Origin of the sequence: Sphingomonas sp. 3P27F8, assembly GCF_005502745.1 — a bacterium.
Classification (GTDB): Bacteria; Pseudomonadota; Alphaproteobacteria; order Sphingomonadales; family Sphingomonadaceae; genus Sphingomonas.
The window spans coordinates 413,497-430,094 of sequence record NZ_SCNL01000001.1; the positions used below are offsets into that span (position 1 = coordinate 413,497).

The window sequence follows — 16,598 nt, forward strand, 5'->3', positions numbered from 1 at the left end:
GGAGTTGCTCCTCTAGTCATGGAGCAGGGTAATTAAGCGCGTTGTTTTGCTGCGACGCCGCGCAACTGTTAAGTTTTGTGTCCGGGCAATCGGATCGCAGCTTCCAGCCCGTGCGGCACGCGATTCGCCAGACTTAGCGTGCCGCCCTCGGCCTGTACCGCCTGCATCGCGATCGCCAGCCCCAGGCCGAAGCCCACGGTGTCGCGGCGACGCGCCGGATCAAGCCGAACGAACGGCTGAAGCACGTCGGCAAGCCTTTCCTGGGGTATCCCGGGCCCATCATCGATGACCCTGATCGTCACGCCGCCGCCTGTCTTTTCGAGCGCGACCGTGAGTTGGTCGCCATAATGAAGCGCATTGTCGACCAGGTTGGTCAGCGCGCGCTTGAAGCCGGACCGGCGCAACCGCATCTCGAGGTGATCGGGGCCATCATAGTCCGCCATTCTGCCAAGATCATTGGCATCGTCCACCAACGTCGCGCACATCACGGCAAGGTCTACGGAAACCGGCGTTTCGGGATCGCTATCCCCGCCCAGAAACGCGAGCAGCGATGTCACCATCGCTTCCATCTCCGCGACGTCGTGATCGATTGCGGTGCGGGTCTCGTCGTCTTCAACCGATTCGCTCCGCAGGCGCAGGCGCGCCAGGGGCGTTCGCAGGTCATGCCCGACCGCCGCCAGCGCCTGCGTGCGTGTTTCGATCAAGGCGCGGATGCGCGCCTGCATCCGGTTGAATGCGGCAACCAGCCGGCGCACGTCGCCCGGCCCATCCTCCGGCACGGGCTCGACTTCATGCTGCCCCACGCGGTCAGCCGCCACGGCAAGTCGCCGGAGCGGCAGCAACGCACGACGCAGCATCAGTCCACCGATCACCATCAGCGCGATCGCGGGGACCAGCGCCAGCGCGATCCGCTCGAAGCCAAAATTCAGCCGCGCCACCGGCTCGAGCGTGCGGAAATGCAGCCAGCTGTCGTCGTTGAGCCGCAAGCCCCCCGTGACGGCCGAACTCGTGCCCGGCGACGTTAAGCGGATACGCAGATCGCGCGTGCCGAGCGACGGCTCCCATTCCATGATCTGCCGCTGCATCTGATCGAGCGTGGGCGCCACCGGGGGCACGTGCGGCGGCTTGCGATCCCAGTGCATTTCATAGCGATCGGTGGTCAGATCATCGGCCATCGCGGGGCGCTGTTCCGGCGGCCGTTCCTCCACCAGCCGACGACTGATAACGAGGTGCTCAGCCAGCCGCCGCGCCTCGTCGTCACGCACCGAAAACTGGCTCGCGCGCTCGTATAACAGCGTTGAGACGCCAAACTCGATCAACATCGTCAGCAGCAGGATCGCGACAACCTGACCAAGCAGGCCGACAGAGGGAACCAGCCGCCTCAACTGCGCTCCACCGGAACGTTGAGCATATACCCGACACCGCGCACCGTGACGATCGGCGCAATGTTTCCGACGCTGGAAAGCTTGCGCCGCAACCGGCTCACAAGCACGTCGATCGATCGGTCCGAGCTGTCACCCAGCCGCGTCCTGGAGAGTTCGATCAGCCGCTCGCGCGCGATGACGCGTTGCGCATGATCGGCAAGCACGACGAGCAGGTCGAATTCGGCGCCCGTCAGGTCCACCACGGCGCCCGTCGCGGAGATCAATTCCCTGCGCGGCAGGTTGATCGTCCACCCCTCGAAGCGGATCAGACCGGAATCGCCTTCGCCCGACCGGCGATCGAGCGCCGGGCGGCGCAGCACCGCCCGCACCCGCGCCACCAGTTCGCGTACGCCGAACGGCTTGGCGATATAATCGTCCGCCCCAAGCTCAAGACCGACTACACGATCCGTCTCGCTCGACCGGGCCGACATGAAAATGATCGGCACGTCGCTTTTCTGCCGCAACGCACGGCACAGATCGATGCCGCTGGTGCCCGGGAGCATGATATCCAGCAACACGAGATCGACCGGGCCTGAATCAAGCGCCAGCCACATCTCCGGCGCAGCGGATGCAGGGCGGACGACGAAACCGTTCTCCTGCAGCGCGCGCGCGGTGAGCATGCGAAGCGCGGGATCGTCCTCGACGAGCAGGATAACAGGTGCGGTCATCGCGCGAAGGCCTAATCGCGAACCCGTTGCGCGGTCAACGCACAAGGGGGGTTGGCAAGCCCGAACGGCGCTGCTAGTGGCCGCGCCTCACCCGCCGGGTCTGCCCGGCGATGAACGCCAGAGCGGGCGTAGCTCAGGGGTAGAGCACAACCTTGCCAAGGTTGGGGTCGAGGGTTCGAATCCCTTCGCCCGCTCCAACGTTATAGTACTGTTTTTCTGAAACAGGCTGGCCCGTGGCGAGAGCCATGATCGAGGTCAGGCGGCCGATCACCTCAATTGTCACACCCTTCTCCTGCTCAGCAGGCGATACCTTCACCTGATTGATTAGCGCCCTTAGTTGGGGAATGGCTTCAAGGCGGGCTTCGGGGTTGTCGCCGAGAGCGGCGTTCAGCTTGGCGACCTGCCGGCGATAGTCGGCGACGACGGCAGGATGCAGCACGACGGTTGGCAGCTGCTCGACCTGCGATAGCTGCTCCGCGAGCTGATCGCGTTCGGTGCGGGCCTTGGCAAGGACGTCACGGATCTCGACAAAGTCTTCAGCGCCGTTGGCAACGGCGTCCACCAGGCGTTCGATCTTGGCCACAGCTTCGGCGTGCCGCTTTTTGAGACGATCGCCCTCGCGACCGAGTTCTTTGGATCGCTTCGCGAACTCTGCGCGATATTCTTCGACATAGACTTCAATGAGCTTCTCGTTGAGCATGTAGTGCTGCAGTCCATTCAGCACCCGGGTCTCAAGGCGATCGGTCGAGATGATGCGGTTGTTGGAACAGGCGTGCTTCCCACCCTCCTTGTAACGCGAGCACCCCCAACGATTCCCGCTGTGGATCGTCCAGCTACCACCGCACGATCCGCAAGCGACGAGACCGGACAGGATATGCTTCGGACGTCGGTTCTTGTCCGGCGCGCGACTCTGGACCTTACCGAGCATGAGTTGCACTTTATCCCAGAGCGCGTCGTCGACGATGCGCAGCGCCGGCACCTCTTCGACCAGCCATTCGTTCTCGGGGTTGGCGCGGATGAGATGGGTACGGGTGCGTGGGTCGAGTACCTTCCTCGTGCGATTGAAAACCAACTGGCCGCGGTAAAGCCGGTTCTGGAGGATGCCGTTCTTACGCTTGCGATCACCGTAGATGGTGGAGGCTCGCCAGAATCGCGGTCCACTCAGCCGACCGCCCGGTGTTTCCACACCATCCTGGTTCAGTCGTTCGGCGATGGCGCGTGGCGACTGTCCAGCGGCGAACTCCTCAAAGATGCGCCGGACGACCTTGCCCTGCTCTTCATCAACTTCGCGCAGACCCCGGATCAGTTCGCCATTATCGTCGAACCTATTCGCCTTGCGATATCCATAAGCCAATCCCGCTGCCGAGCGCTTCTGGGAAATGGTACCGCGCTGACCCCTCTTGATCTTCGCCGCCAGGTCGCGGCGGAACTGTGCGTCCATCAACCCGCGGAAGGTGGCGGTGATGTCGGTAACCTCACCGTCCGAGAGCGTGAAGAGCCGGGCGCCGGCAAAGGTGATGCGCTCGCGTATCGTGTACGCATCGCCCTGATGCCGCGCGATGCGATCGGTTGCTTCCGCTACCACCTGATCGATCCCGCCGGCTTCAATCCGTGCCAGCATCGCGCTCAACCCCGGCCGACCGTTCTCGTCGATGCCGGCGGCACCGCTTATGGCGTAGTCGGTGAAGACCTCGACGACCGTCCATCCCTCGCGCTCACAACGTTCACGGCAGAGGGCTATCTGATCTTCGATGGATCGAGCATTCTGGAGGGCGCTCGAGAACCGCGCGTAGATGACGGTTTGCATATCTATTTCGACAGATCGGCGCGTCGAGCCGAGACCGAGGCATGGGTGCCGCGCTTGATCCTTGCGATCCAGTCATCTCGAAACGCCGTGTCGAACAACGCGAGGATGGTGTCGGCGATGCCGGTCCGGTCGCTGTCCGAAACACTGACCAATTGAGCGCCGGCGCGCTCGATGTCTTCCTGGATGGCAGAAGTATAGATGCGATCGCGGGCGATGCGATCCGCCGTCTCGATCACGACATAGTCGATGTCGCCCTGCTCGATGATCGCAAGCAAGGCGTGCAACCCAGTGCGCTTTTTCTGTGCAAGCGTTCCACTTCCGCTGCTCGTGTCGTAGAAGATGCCGATGACGGCCCACCCGTTGCGTTCGCAAAGCCCGCCGCAAGCCGCGATCTGATCGACCAGCACATGCGCATCAGGCGAGGAGCTCGATGCGCGGACATAGATGACTGCGTTCATTGCTGATCCTGCTCCGGCCATATCACTCGGTAAGGAACTGAACCCATCGCCACGACCAGCGCCTGACCCTGAAGCGGCGGATACCCGTCCTCTGTCGCGATGATCCGCCATCCGCGCCCGCGCCACGCTTCATGGTCGACGATCTCGTCGATCGTTCGGCCGATGCTGCCCGTGAGGACAGTGTCGGGAATGACGTCGTCCAGCTCGATGCGCAGAACTCCAAACCGCGTCTGGAGAAAAACCGGCTTGACCCTCGCACAGAGCTCCAGCGAGTGGTCGACGATGTTGATATCCAGGTAGTCGCCATCCGGGCGATCAAACCGGTGACTGTGCAGCGGATGCTTGCAGATCTTCATTGGCTGCAGACCGACCGGATCGTATTTAGGCACATGAGTGTGGAGCGCCGGCTTGCGTGGGCGATTCCACAATTGGGGTTCGTGCGGCCAAAATCGCCCAGGCTTCATCAACGCCATGGCGTCGTCCAGCGTAAGTCCCTCGATGGCGAGGAGCGAGATCAGCAGTGGCGACGTTGACCGGACGACATCGCCAATCTCCGTCCGGAAAACGGTCATTAGCGCGGTCTCGCGCTCTTTCTCGATCTGAGCAGCGTCCGCACGAGCTTGGCGCCGTGCTTTTCGCACGCGTCGGCGATCCTCCTCGGTAGGTCCGTCTGAACCGAAGGTCTCTTCGGGGGCGACCGATGGGCTGGTAGAAGGATCGGTGGTTCTGGGCATCATTTCGATTGCCGATGAGCAGCGGCTGCCAATGATGGCATGCCGCCTGAAGGTGGACTAGCGCCCTGGCGCTCGGGTAAGTCGAGCTGGGTGCCCGAACGGCGGACCTGCTGGGCCAAGCTCGGCGGCATCAGTCCGCGCCGCGCACCGAGCGAAGCCGTGTGCGGTCGCGTGCGACGTTCGCGCGAGCAAATGCCTTCACGAATTCGACGACCGCAGGGTCGGGATCGCTGGCCGGACCTGGCAGGCTCGCCCCAACGAACCCCACGCCGTTCCCGGCGGTGGATGGGTTTGCGGCGCGACCTTGATCCGTTGAAACTCTCATCCGTCAGCTTCTGACGGGATGGGTGCCGTTCTAGCGATGTAAGTCCCACGAAACTGCAGGCGATGGCTTTGCGGACCGCGACAAGATTTGTGAGGAGGAAGCGGAAAGGGCTCTGGTGAAGTGATCCAGCAGGGGCTGGGGAAAAATTGAAAGTGTTCAACATGCTCATGATCTTTGTTCTGCTCGTCGCTTCGCTGGCGATCCGGAAGGCGCCGCTGCTGCTCGTCGATATCGCCGCGACCGCGATCGGCATTTTCATCGTCTGGCGCTGCCGTGTGCTGGCGACTGAGCTAATCGCGCAGCGCGGCGACAATCCGGCGTTCACCTCGTTCGACGCCCGGCCGACCCGCCGTCAGCGACGGTTGATGGCGCGCTCGCTCGCCTGGTCGCTGCGAAGGACCGAGATGGCGAGCCTTCTGCCGCTGGCCGATGCTCGTGCCGAGCGGCTCGTGGTGGCGTAGGCGGCGCGCGGCCGGGCGTGATGTCGGACGTGGTCACCCATCGACCTTGTCGGCCGGACGGTGGTCCTCGTTGAGCATGTGATTGCCGTCGACCGCGAACGTCGCGTGGTACTCGCCTTCGAGGTCGAGGTAGAACCCGCGCAAGCGTTTCCAGCGCATCACCGCGAGCGCTGCGGCGAGAGCGTTCATGTCCGCTATCTGGACATTGGAGCGATAGATGTCTGCGCCGCTCGTCTCGATCGGGATACGTCCGCGGGCGGTGGAATGGCCGCGTACCGAAGGGGTGCTCGTGGTGACGCGGACCATCCCCATGAGCTGGTCATCGACGAGCGTGAGCCCGATGCCGGTGTCGATGAAAGGAATGTCGCGCGCCTGCAGTGCCGGAACGATCTCGGCACGCGCCTCGACGCTGTCAACGCAGAGGAAGGCGAAGTCGACCTCATCGAGCAACTTGAAATTGTCAGCGTCGAGGTGCGCCGCGTGCGCCTCGATGCTCGCGTGCATCCGGCCATATATGCGCGCGAAGTAATCGACCTTGAACATCTCGGCGTTGACTTCGGCCTGCGATGCGGCGCCGGGCGCGCGAAACGCATTGTGCTGCTCCATCACATCGCCATCGATGAGGAGAATCCGCTCGACCGGCGTCTTGGCAACGAGATCGAGGATGTACGAGCCGTTGCCGCCACAGCCGATGATGGCGATCGTCCCGCCGACAAGACGTGCCGACACCGCATCGATCCCGGCGCGCGGGCTGGCCGTATCGGCGTAGATGAACGGGGAGACCGACATGATGACGACTCTCAGCTCAGCACGGTGACGTTGGCGTTGATCAGCATGCCGTCGGCCACGGGCACCACATCGCCGGGTGTCAGCGAGCCGGCGGGCCGCGTCGCCACCCCTCGGCGGTAGGTAACCGTGGCGGTCGACCAGGGCCGCTCGAGATCGGGATAGGCGAGCGCCAGAATCTGCTCGAACGTCGCGAGGTCACCGCGCAAGCCGTGCCAGCGTCCGTTGACGCAAACGAGCGTCCGGCCCGCATCGACATTGGCAGGACGCGCGCTGCTGCGCTCGTGCTCGCCGACCAGGTAATAGGGCGCGCGCCGGGCGGCGGGCGTCGCCGTGGACGGATTTACGTCATGCTGGAGGCCTGCGGGCACCGCAGCTCCTTCGCCGACGGTCTTGGTCGTGAGCATCGTCATCATCAGTCTCCTTTTCAGTAGGGATCGAGATCGGCGTTGGTGTGCCGCTGGGTGGCGAAGTCGTATTGCGCCTGGATCACGGCGCTGCGCAGATCCGCGTAGGCTTTCGCGGCGGTGGTGAACCCGCACCAATCGATGCGATCGACGATATCGTGCCAGACGACGGCCGGGTCGTTGCGGGCGATGCCTAGATCGGCGAGCACCTCGGTCAGGAGCGAGAGCGCGATCGTGGAGTTGGGCACGACATTCTTCTGGCGCATGGGGACAATCTGCAGTCGGTCGACCAGCGGCGAGGGTAGGTTGGACGGGTCCGAGCACTGGATGAACCAGCTTACCTCACCCAGGTCGGCGCTGGTGGCGATCCGGTCCTCGCGCCAGGCGCGCCCAAGCATCGGGTCGACCATTGCCACCAAGGCCATCGCGGCATCGGCATTGTGCTCAGCACCAACCACGGTGACGACCGGATTGGCGCATCGCGTCGCGGCCATCGCAGTCACGACAGGCGACACCCATAGGGCTTCGTTGATCTCGCCCGATGCCGACACATTCATCGCGATGACAGGGTCGGACAGGTTTAGGATCACGTGCGGCACGCCCGCGGCGGATGCGAGCATCCGCGCGGCGTGGGTGCGCCCGGAGCCGGCATGTCCAACCAATGCCGTCGCGGGCATCTTGAACCACGGCCGTTCCGCCGCGAGATGGTCGTCACAGGCGTCGGCGACCGCGTCGATGAAATCGCGCTGCCAGTCATGACCGAGGTCGAACGCGATGCCGCCGGGGCCGAGGCGGTCACCGCCCATCAGCGCGAACGGCTCACCGAGGCCGAGCGGCGGTGTGGACGCGGCCGTCGAGTGGCCGACGATCATCGCCGGCGTCGCGGGCTCGAACGGAGCGGGGAGCGTGTTCACTCGCCGCGCCACATTCTCAGCGGCCGCAGGCCGCCGGCAACGCGACCCTCCTTTTTCAGCCGTGCCTCGGTTTCGAACATCTCGTCGACCAGCCGCTTCTCGAGGGCGTGGTCGCCGTTCGCTGCGGCATAGGCGAGGTATTCGCGGAAATGCGGCTTCTGCCAGCGCAGCCAGTCGCACATCCGGTCGCGTTCGCTGCGGCCATCGAAGCGGATCGACCATTCGGGCGCGTTATCGCTGGCGCGCTCGAGATCGAGATAGAAACGGCCCTTACGCTCGCGGATGTAGAGATGGATTGTGCGGCGGGCCGCGGCTTTCTTGCGGCGACGCTCGGCATCCTCGATCGCCTCCTTGCGGGCCTTGCAGGCGATCACCGCGATGATCGGGTCGAGCGGCGCGGCGCCCAAGGTGAGCACTAGCCGGCCCCAGAATTCCAGCCTGTCGGCCTGTTCCTTCGCCATGGCGAGGATCGCCGTGCATTCGGCGCGCGAATCGAACACACCAGACCAGATGCGCACGGTGGAATTGGTGCCGGGGCGCTCGAACAGGAGCGCGACGCCATTTCTTGCGTCGAGATCGCGCACCATGCGAAATGCAATCGGACGAATGCGGGCCGGTTTGAGCGCGACCCGCTCCGCCGCGTCCGCATGCATCCGTTCAAACAGTCCCATGACCTCTCACACTCGTTATGTAGAGAGCTGTGTATAATCCTAAACACTTCGCGTCAAGAGAAATAGAGAACTCTCTATCTGATCGCTGTTCTTGCTCCGCGACGGTTGGCACGGCACGCAGGCGCTGTGAGCGGGCATGCACAACCACCGGCGATTCGATTGGGCTATGAGGAGGCGACGACGCTGCTCATGGCGGCGCTCGAGCAGCCGGAAAGCGCGCGCTCAGCATTTCAGGCGCGAATACGCCAGCTGCAGCGGATCGGGCTGCTGAAGAAGCCCGACGGCAAAGCCTATGAGCGTTTCAGCTACGGCCTGGTCGAACTCGCAGCCCTAGCAACCGCTTTCCGCTTGATGGCGGCGTTCATGCTGCCGATCGTTGCGGTCCGATATGTGAGCGAGCGGTGGGCTGACTTCATCCCTGCGCTTGTCGCCGGGCTGGGGCCTGACCATGCGCGCAGCCGCTGGGGCGAAGGTCAGCCACTCGACGCCAGCTTCGTGGCGATTGAAGGAGTGGCGTTGGCGCGTCTCGGACAGAAGGCGGCGAGCGACACGCGCTACGACGGGCCACTCGGACTGATCACCTGCCACCCGGACAACGACGCCCTAAGCAAGGTATGGGGCGAGACGACGCGGCAGGGCATCGTTTTCGACACGCGGCCGTATATGTCGGCGCTGATTACGAACCTCGCCACGCTCGAAACGGTGAGCGAGGAGCAGGTTGCGGACGAAATTGACCGGCTCCGGTTCAGCGCGCTTTAGCAGCGAAATGCGGGTAACCTAGAGTTCCTGAAGCCTCGCCCGCTCGGCGTGCGTAAGGTTCCAGGGCCTCGCCGGATCCGCGTCGATGGGAACTGCGCGCATGGCAGCCTCCGGAACAGGTTGCAGGGTCGTGAAATCGCAATCGAAGCCAATCATCACCCCCGCACCGCGATTGGCGACACTGCTGATGAGCGGATCGTAGGCCGACAGAAACGGGTGGGCGATGACATCGCTTAATCGCACCGGAATGTTGCGCGACGACAAACGCTCCTCGATCTCCACGATCAGAGTCTCTGGAAGCGTCGTGGCTTCAACGACGATATGTGGGTGCGGCCGATCGGTGAAATAACAGCGTGGCGTGTTCGCCAACGTCAGGGAGCCGGTCAAAGCGCCGCCGTACAAACCTGCGTGCAACGCCATGTTCCGGCCTTCGATGTCCGCAAACACGGCCACTCTATCGGCGATGACCAGCTTCGACTTTCGGTCCTTTTGCCCCCATCGCGCATGGGGGATCAGCTCCTTCTCAACGCCAGCCCAAGCGACCCACTCCGCGATCGGCCGAAGGGCGCAAAGGGTCCAGAGCGGGAAGGTATCCGGAGATATGTCAGCCGCCGTCACCATCGCGATGACGCGTTGAATGCGAGTGATCGATGCGACCCGGCTCTTCAAAAAGGCGAACTGAACCGGCAGGGACGGATCGGTCGGGTCGAGATCCAGGCGTTCGTCGGCGATCCTGACCGATACAGACGCCTGATTTCGCTGGATGATGGCGATGTCGCTTGCGCTCGGGGTCGCGCAGGCGGCGACGATGCTGCGGGCACGCTCCTCGATGATCCCCAGGTCCATGAAGTTACTCATCGCCACATGCCCCGCTCGATGCCGGCGACCGGTTCCGCGTCGCGGGATCGGGATCCCAAACGCGGCCCGACGCACCGCAGAACAGCCGCCGCGGCTGTTCGAACTCCGCGCGGATCGAATGCGTGTCGTATTCGAACCTCGAGTATGCATGTGAGATCACCATGTCGTCCGACAGCACCGGATGCTCGACAAGCTGGGTGATCGGTCGTCCGCGCATTGCCGTGAGCACGGTGTCTGGCGCGGAGCGCCCTAAAATCTCTATCGAGTTTCGATTCCATCTGAAGTTGGGATTTGATTCATCCCAGCCGTGACACCTGACGTGACCATCGGTCGTCCAGATGGTCAGCGCTTGCGACAGCCAGAGTGGTATCTCCGACTGTTCACCCCGGAGGATCTTTGCGACGTCGCCATATTGGGCGGCGGCGTTCAGCACCAGTTGATCGACCCAGCCGTCCGCTCCCTGCCGCGCCAGTTCGGCCTTCCGGGCGAAGCGTAAATCTTGCTGCGGTGACGCGAGTTCGGCCTCAAGGCTGTCGGGGTCCGTGGTCTCCAGTGTTTCGATGGAAGGTCGAAGTTTGTCGTCGAGGCAACGGAACCTCAACCCGAAGGTCACACCATCTCGCGGCAGCCAGAATTCGGTATAGATGATGCGGATATCAACGAGTGTTTCGTAGACGCCGCCGGCCCAATATTCAGCGAACGCCTTGCGGGCTCGCACGCGCAGGTCGTGCAAAACGTCGGCAAGAGCACCAAAGCCGAACGCTGCAAGATCCTTGACGCCTTCGCCTACGAGAAAGGCTACGGAGCCTGCCTGGTTCTCCAGCGCGTCAGGATCGCGTCCCTCCTCATCGACCGATTGGTATCTGACGGCCAGGATGGCGCCGGGCGCAAGCTCGACCTCGACCTCGAAATCATGCAGGTCGCGAAGACCGGCGCCGATGCGGATCGACCGGACGATCGGACGCGGATCGCTGAACGCGACCAACTTCCTTTCGATGTCATCCAGGATTTCAAGCGCGAGATCCGACGCGCTTTGCCTACCATATTCCCTACGCCATATATTCACGATCCGTGACTCCATCAGCCGCCGCCACGGGCGGCAGCCGCGTCTTCCTCGATCAAACGCTCGCGCGCTTCGCACATCAGGACCGGGTTATCATTGGAGACCCAGGACACGTACCGGTGTTCGTTGCAGTAACAGCGCAGGCCCTTCACGGTCAGATACCAATCCCGGGCAGGACAGGTCGCGCAGGCCGGCCACGGATCGGGACGATGCTTGTCCGACAGCTGCGCGAGCACGACGCTGTCGTCCTTCCCGATCAGCTGCTGGATCTCGCCGAACGAGCAGATCCGCGTTTCCCTAGCCATCGCGTCTCTCCGAGAGCTGTCAGACATCGCGGTCGAACCAGGTCTTGAGAACCTCGGCGAAGCGGTCGTGGATGAGCTTTGCGAACTCCAGCCGGTAGCTGGGATGCAGCTCGAGCATGGGCTTGACCTTGATCGCGAACCCGCCGCGATGGTCGGGCTGGACGGTGGCGATCACCTTGTCGTGGCGGTTGCGCACCTCGAACGGCCTGATCTCGGCCTTGTTGGCGGCCGCCGCCTTGAGCTCGGCGGCGACGCGGGTTGCCGCATAGCCCTTGCTTGCGATGAGGCCGGCGCGCTCGATGAGGCGGGCGCGGGTTTCGTCGTTCTCGATCAGCGGCGCGAGCTCGATCCACTGGGTGAGGCTGATCGCACGGCGATCGGGGAAAGCATCGAGGATCGCGGCCGGCGCCTTCTGGAACGCCAGCCCCCGGTTCATCGTGCTCTTGTCAACACCGACCATCTTGGCGAGCGCGGCTTCGGTCTTGACGATGCCGTCGCCCAGCATTCGGGACCATCCGTCGGACAGATCCCACAGGCTGACCGGCACGGCTTCGCGGTCGTCGCGGTAGGCGATGCCGATCGCGGCGTCGCGCGGGAGATCCGTGTGCATACGGATGCGCAATTCGACCCCGGCGACGATACACGCCTCCCGGCGCCGCGACCCGGCAAACAGCTCGATAACGCCATCCTTGGCGGTCTCGCCGTGCGCGTCGTTGATCTGGCCGACCTCCTTGATTTCGTCGGCGAGAGCGGCGACACTGTCGGGCGAATGCGACGTCCGCGCGCGCGGGTTGAGCGACGAGAGCCGCACCGTCGCCGGATCGACATGGACGATCCGGGTGGTCGAGCGGAAGGAAGGAAGGGGAAGCTGGTTGGGCATCGCGTGTTCCTCGATTGGTGACAAGAATCGATCTGCCCGATGGGCGCTCGCCCTAGCGATGTAAGTCCCTGCAAATGCCGCGCGCAGGACCGTTGCCTCAGGGCACATGCGCATGATCTGCGGTAATCCCGGCTAGCCCGGTGAATAGCGGCACCAGAATGCGCGAGATCTCGCGGTCTGATCGGACCGCTGCATAGAGCGCGGGCGCGGCGTCGCGCATCATCACGACATGCCTGGCAATGAGGCCGGCATGCTGGACATTATTCAGCGCGAGTGGTGCCCACATCGGTGCGCCGTCGGCGAGCCAGCCATGGAGGTGACGGTCGATGTCGGGCCGGAACCATAGGGCGGGCACGAACAGCTGCGCGCTTGGCACGAGGCCGGGAAGCAAGGCGTCGCCGGTGAGCACTGCCGCCAGCGGCGCATCCTCCGAACGAATCTTCCCATCCTTGCTCGTCGTCCAGGTCCGCGCCCTGTCGATGAGCGCTCGTAGATGCACGCCGAGAGCCCCCATATTCGCGATCAGTGGCGACAGGTTGCGCCGGATTGAGTCCCCGGTGCTCTTCTTGCTGTCCGGAGTGTGGCGAGTGAACAGATCATCGGCGCGATTGAGCTCGATCATCCCCGTGGCGGCGACCACAGCGTCATCGGATGGCCATTCGTCGATCATGCCCGTTTCATCGACGTCGATCGACTTCAGCATCGAGCGCAGCAGTTCGCGGTTCGCAGCGCTTGGGGCGCCTGCCATGGCGGAAACAGTACGATGGAGTTCCTTCTCGTCGAATTCTGCCGTCATGGCTATGTCAAGCCCGAACCGCGGACCGCGAGCGTGGCCGGGAAAGATGTCGAACAGCGCGACGCGAAGCAGATCGATGAGTGTCAGCCCCATGTAGCGGGGCAGGTCCGTATCATAGTCGGTGATCGAATAGACCGGCTTGCCGCGCTCGGCGTCGGAAACCGTATTCGCCGTAGACGCATCGTTGAGACTGATGCGAAGATGCCATTCGGTGCTTCCCGCGACGGCAACAGGGATGGGGTGCAGGACGTCGAAGCTGCGGCCGCCGAGATATGCCTGCACCATGTGATGCGAATGCGCGCCCTCGGCGATGAGAAAGCCGGCGCGAGTGCGGGCCTGTACGGCGGCGTGAACGGCGGCGGGCGTGCCGCACGCCGCGAGACCCTCATTCGTATCGAGGCGCGGGGCGCCTTGTCGTTCATAGAGGCGCCGCATCAGCTCGAGTGCGATCTCGCGCGCGCGGGCTGCTTCGAACAGCTGGGCGATCGCGCCGAGTGGGCCGGCGAAGGTCAGCGGGAACGCTTCCGACGGTGCTGCCATCCATGGCAGGACGCGGTAGAGCCGGTCGAGCCGCCGGGTCACGATGAGTTTGTAGATGAGGTCCGTGCGGATACAATCGAGCAACGCTAGTCGCGCTGCGCGATCGGTCAGTCCGAGGCGGCCAAGGCCGATCCGAGTCGCGATGGGCCATGCCGTGTGCTCGAGCGTATTGCCGAGGCCGGCGCAGATGAGCCGGTCCAACCCGGCGTTTGCGGCGCTCAACCCGGCCTCGATATCGGCATGCCTGGCGGGCGCCCTTGCAACCTTTGCCTTCGTCTTCAGCACGTGTACCAGTCGGCGGATGCGCTCACCGATCGCCTCGCTGGCAACGGTGAACATCGCCGTTGCCTGGATGATCCGGCGTGCGACCTCCAGGGCGCCGCCGATCCGCGCGCGTTCAGCTTTGGCCGTCGCGGCGCGATCGGCTTCCGATATTCGGGCGCAGTAAAGCTCCAGGTCGGCCACCAGCAGGGCGCGGGCCTCCTTCACGGCATTGCGGTGCCGGATGGTGTGCACCTCGCCGGACGTGATTGCTTCGTCGCAAATCCGATCGAACGCCGCAATGAGATCGATCAGCGCATGGCCGACCGGAACCGCACCGCTCGCGGTCGCAAGCCCGAGCACCTCCTGCGCTTGATCATGTGCAACCCACATGGCGCGGACGGCGGCTGCGGCCTGACGCTCCGCCATGCTGAGGGCTCCTTCCGCGCCGCCACGCTTCAGCCGGTCGAGAAAGTCGACCGCCCAGCCGATCTGCCATCCGGCGAGCTTCCAAAGGGCGGCGGGTGCGTAGCGAAACCCGGTGACGTCGTAGAGCCACGACAGGATGGCATCGCGGCTCTGGGCCTGCGCGATGGATGCGGCCGCGTCGGCGCTGCCGGCTACGGGACCGCATCGATCGAGATACGCGGTGATCTCAGGTTCGCGCGTGCCGACAATCGCGGCCCCAGGCCACGAGACGGGGTCGGCACCAAGTTCACGATGCGGAAGCAGCGCCAGCTTGAGATTGGTACCCGGCGCGACCTTGGCGATCTGATCGTCCGATGCCGTGCCATCGGCTCGCAACACCCCAGGGAGCGTGATCCCGGAGCGATGAGCAAGCCCTTCGATATCTGTGCGGCTGTCACGATCGAATGCGCGGTCCGGCGTCATGGCGCACCGCCTTCACGCAGCTGCTGAACCAGCACCCAGCCGGCCAGGATATTCTCACGGCTCTTCTCGGCGCCATCCCACTGATCGACGATCGCGCGGAGGTCTTGATAGCGGTTGTAGAGCTTCACGATCTCCTCCTCCCGCGAAACGAGGAGATCGGGACGCGTGGCGTCGAACCCGGCATAGACCTTATCGAGCATCCGCGCGGTATTCGCGAGATCGTTGCGATACAGCGTGATGTCAGTGACCGTGCGCTCCGCGCCGTCGATCGTGATGTTGATCGCAGTCATTCTTCCTCCTCCCTGGTAAAGCGGATGTTGGCGTCATGGTCGTCGAGCCAGCCGGCGGCGTGGCCGCGCGTGCGCTCCGTCGGCACCGCGATGTTCTTCGCGCGGGCCGTCGTGACCGCGAGGTGGCCCTGCCGCGACAGCGGCGGTTTCCAGCGCCACCGGCGATCGGGCGTCGCGGCCTGGTGCGCAGCGAAGCGGCGGCAGTCGTCCCGATAGCGGGTCTCGGCATCATCGTGGAGCGCTGCGGCGCCGATCCGGGCGAGGCGCTGTCCGCCCATATCGATGACGGCAGGCAGCATGGCGCCGAACCGCTGGTCCAACTGGTTGACCGCGGCATTCTCGAACCCGCGCTTGAGCGTGGCGGTCGATAGCGCGAAGAGCCCGCGATGCGCGGCGGCGTGATCCGGCCTCAGCCCGAACGCTTTCGCCGGCTGGCCGAGCCCGAGCTTGGGGTGCTTGAGCCAGTAGCCCTCGATGGCGCCTCGCTTGAGGAGATGAGATTGCTCGCACCACGCGAAGCCCGCGACCTCGAGCATCGCGTCAGCCTCGCAGGCATGGCGCAGGCGAACCAGCAGGCAGGCGGGATCGTCGCCGGGGTCGGCCGGTGCTTTCTCCAGGCGGTCGAGCGCCTCGCGCCAGTCGAGGTCGTAGAACCCAGCGACGGCGAGGATGTGCGCGGATCCGAACCCCTTGTCGGCGAGCATCCCGCCGTGAACATAGGCCGGATAGTTCGGGTGGTAGCCAAGCGACGCGAACTCGGCGTCGAGCGCGACGATCCGATCCAGCGCGGTCTGACGGCTTGCAGCCAGGTGGGCGATGTCGCGATCAATCGCCGCGAGCAAGTCGCGGGCGTCGGCGGGCGTAGCGTGGTCGGATATGACGAAATCTCCTTCGAGATTCGTCTTCGACGCTGCGGGTTTTGGTAGCGATGTAAGTCCGGCCGCGGGCATTCGCCGGGCGGCCGTTCGTGGCGGTCCTGCCAAATAGTGATGCGTGATCATCGGGCGGCCCGGCTCCTGTGCCGGACGGGGTTGCCCAACCCCGAGCTTATGGGAGATGGTCCGGCTCGTGCACAGGTGAATCTTCACCGCACGTCATTTTTCGGTCGCGACCGCGACTTGAATGCCGTGACGAAGCTGTCGAGAAGCCGGACTTACATGGGTTGAATCCGCTCGATCGGCCAGACTGGCCGGCATGGACCGTTGTCATCACTCGTTGGCCGACCATCGACCGTGTCGCCCGGCGAAGACGTATGCATCGGCGTGGATGGAGGTGGCGGCTCGTTTCGGTTCGATAACGA

At 64.2% G+C, this 16,598-nt stretch carries 18 protein-coding genes, 1 tRNA gene and 1 pseudogene; 5 read left to right on the top strand and 15 right to left on the bottom strand.

The window, feature by feature from the left end:
• Positions 1 to 68 precede the first annotated feature (68 nt).
• Both FFS35_RS02070 and FFS35_RS02075 read right to left on the bottom strand, forming a co-directional pair.
• Positions 69 to 1,385, bottom strand: coding sequence for an ATP-binding protein (locus FFS35_RS02070; RefSeq protein WP_137785436.1), 1,317 nt, complete (start codon positions 1,383 to 1,385; stop codon positions 69 to 71).
• Positions 1,382 to 2,092, bottom strand: a complete 711-nt coding sequence (locus tag FFS35_RS02075) for a response regulator transcription factor (protein WP_137785437.1) — start codon at positions 2,090 to 2,092, stop codon at positions 1,382 to 1,384. The genes FFS35_RS02070 and FFS35_RS02075 overlap by 4 nt, the downstream gene beginning before the upstream one ends.
• A gap of 122 nt (positions 2,093 to 2,214) precedes the next feature.
• On the opposite strand from FFS35_RS02075, the gene FFS35_RS02080 reads away from it, so the two are divergent.
• Together FFS35_RS02080 and FFS35_RS20460 are read left to right on the top strand one after the other, a co-directional pair.
• A tRNA-Gly gene (locus FFS35_RS02080) sits at positions 2,215 to 2,289 on the top strand.
• 140 nt (positions 2,290 to 2,429) lie between these two features.
• On the top strand, positions 2,430 to 2,561 hold the full coding sequence (locus FFS35_RS20460; RefSeq protein WP_283214507.1) for a hypothetical protein: 132 nt from the start codon (positions 2,430 to 2,432) through the stop codon (positions 2,559 to 2,561).
• A gap of 300 nt (positions 2,562 to 2,861) precedes the next feature.
• Here the strand turns inward: FFS35_RS20460 and FFS35_RS02085 are convergent.
• Positions 2,862 to 3,899 (bottom strand): annotated as a pseudogene (locus FFS35_RS02085) (recombinase family protein); the annotation flags it as partial.
• 152 nt (positions 3,900 to 4,051) lie between these two features.
• On the opposite strand from FFS35_RS02085, the gene FFS35_RS20255 reads away from it, so the two are divergent.
• On the top strand, positions 4,052 to 4,363 hold the full coding sequence (locus FFS35_RS20255) for a hypothetical protein (protein ID WP_249341393.1): 312 nt from the start codon (positions 4,052 to 4,054) through the stop codon (positions 4,361 to 4,363).
• On the opposite strand, the gene FFS35_RS02095 is transcribed toward FFS35_RS20255, so the two are convergent.
• Entirely contained in the window at positions 4,354 to 5,091 is a 738-nt protein-coding gene (locus FFS35_RS02095) for a hypothetical protein (RefSeq protein WP_137785439.1), read from the bottom strand. The genes FFS35_RS20255 and FFS35_RS02095 overlap by 10 nt on opposite strands.
• A gap of 486 nt (positions 5,092 to 5,577) precedes the next feature.
• Between FFS35_RS02095 and FFS35_RS02100 the strand changes: the two genes are divergently transcribed.
• The gene (locus FFS35_RS02100; protein WP_137785440.1) at positions 5,578 to 5,877 is read left to right on the top strand and encodes a hypothetical protein; all 300 of its coding nucleotides are present in this window, start codon (positions 5,578 to 5,580) and stop codon (positions 5,875 to 5,877) included.
• A 33-nt stretch (positions 5,878 to 5,910) separates the two neighbouring features.
• Here the strand turns inward: FFS35_RS02100 and FFS35_RS02105 are convergent, their stop codons facing one another.
• From FFS35_RS02105 to FFS35_RS02120, 4 genes are read right to left on the bottom strand one after another with little or no spacing between them, the layout of a single operon-like run.
• On the bottom strand, positions 5,911 to 6,666 hold the full coding sequence (locus FFS35_RS02105) for a ThiF family adenylyltransferase (RefSeq protein ID WP_137785441.1): 756 nt from the start codon (positions 6,664 to 6,666) through the stop codon (positions 5,911 to 5,913).
• A gap of 11 nt (positions 6,667 to 6,677) precedes the next feature.
• Positions 6,678 to 7,076: a multiubiquitin domain-containing protein gene (locus FFS35_RS02110; RefSeq protein ID WP_137785442.1), complete on the bottom strand. Its 399-nt coding sequence runs from the start codon at positions 7,074 to 7,076 to the stop codon at positions 6,678 to 6,680.
• 14 nt (positions 7,077 to 7,090) lie between these two features.
• Positions 7,091 to 7,984 (bottom strand): hypothetical protein, encoded by an 894-nt coding sequence (locus tag FFS35_RS02115; RefSeq protein ID WP_137785443.1) that lies wholly within the window; start codon positions 7,982 to 7,984, stop codon positions 7,091 to 7,093.
• Positions 7,981 to 8,655: a hypothetical protein gene (locus FFS35_RS02120; protein ID WP_137785444.1), complete on the bottom strand. Its 675-nt coding sequence runs from the start codon at positions 8,653 to 8,655 to the stop codon at positions 7,981 to 7,983. The genes FFS35_RS02115 and FFS35_RS02120 overlap by 4 nt, the downstream gene beginning before the upstream one ends.
• Before the next feature lie 126 nt (positions 8,656 to 8,781).
• On the opposite strand from FFS35_RS02120, the gene FFS35_RS02125 reads away from it, so the two are divergent.
• Positions 8,782 to 9,414, top strand: a complete 633-nt coding sequence (locus FFS35_RS02125; protein WP_137785445.1) for a hypothetical protein — start codon at positions 8,782 to 8,784, stop codon at positions 9,412 to 9,414.
• A gap of 18 nt (positions 9,415 to 9,432) precedes the next feature.
• Here the strand turns inward: FFS35_RS02125 and FFS35_RS02130 are convergent, their stop codons facing one another.
• The 7 genes from FFS35_RS02130 to FFS35_RS02160 all read right to left on the bottom strand — a co-directional run bounded on the left by FFS35_RS02130 (position 9,433) and on the right by FFS35_RS02160 (position 16,140).
• A complete protein-coding gene (locus FFS35_RS02130; RefSeq protein ID WP_137785446.1) occupies positions 9,433 to 10,260 on the bottom strand; it encodes a hypothetical protein in 828 nt (275 codons plus the stop codon).
• Between the two features lie 4 nt (positions 10,261 to 10,264).
• The gene (locus FFS35_RS02135; protein WP_137785447.1) at positions 10,265 to 11,353 is read right to left on the bottom strand and encodes a hypothetical protein; all 1,089 of its coding nucleotides are present in this window, start codon (positions 11,351 to 11,353) and stop codon (positions 10,265 to 10,267) included.
• The gene (locus FFS35_RS02140; RefSeq protein ID WP_137785448.1) at positions 11,353 to 11,640 is read right to left on the bottom strand and encodes a hypothetical protein; all 288 of its coding nucleotides are present in this window, start codon (positions 11,638 to 11,640) and stop codon (positions 11,353 to 11,355) included. Before FFS35_RS02140 ends, FFS35_RS02135 begins: the two co-directional genes overlap by 1 nt.
• Before the next feature lie 19 nt (positions 11,641 to 11,659).
• A complete protein-coding gene (locus FFS35_RS02145) occupies positions 11,660 to 12,520 on the bottom strand; it encodes a ParB N-terminal domain-containing protein (protein WP_171007469.1) in 861 nt (286 codons plus the stop codon).
• A gap of 97 nt (positions 12,521 to 12,617) precedes the next feature.
• Positions 12,618 to 15,008 carry a hypothetical protein gene (locus FFS35_RS02150; protein ID WP_137785450.1) on the bottom strand — a complete coding sequence of 797 codons (2,391 nt, stop codon included), beginning with the start codon at positions 15,006 to 15,008 and terminating at the stop codon, positions 12,618 to 12,620.
• Entirely contained in the window at positions 15,005 to 15,298 is a 294-nt protein-coding gene (locus tag FFS35_RS02155) for a hypothetical protein (RefSeq protein ID WP_137785451.1), read from the bottom strand. The genes FFS35_RS02150 and FFS35_RS02155 overlap by 4 nt, the downstream gene beginning before the upstream one ends.
• Positions 15,295 to 16,140, bottom strand: coding sequence for a hypothetical protein (locus FFS35_RS02160; RefSeq protein ID WP_137785452.1), 846 nt, complete (start codon positions 16,138 to 16,140; stop codon positions 15,295 to 15,297). The genes FFS35_RS02155 and FFS35_RS02160 overlap by 4 nt, the downstream gene beginning before the upstream one ends.
• Positions 16,141 to 16,598: the final 458 nt, after the last annotated feature.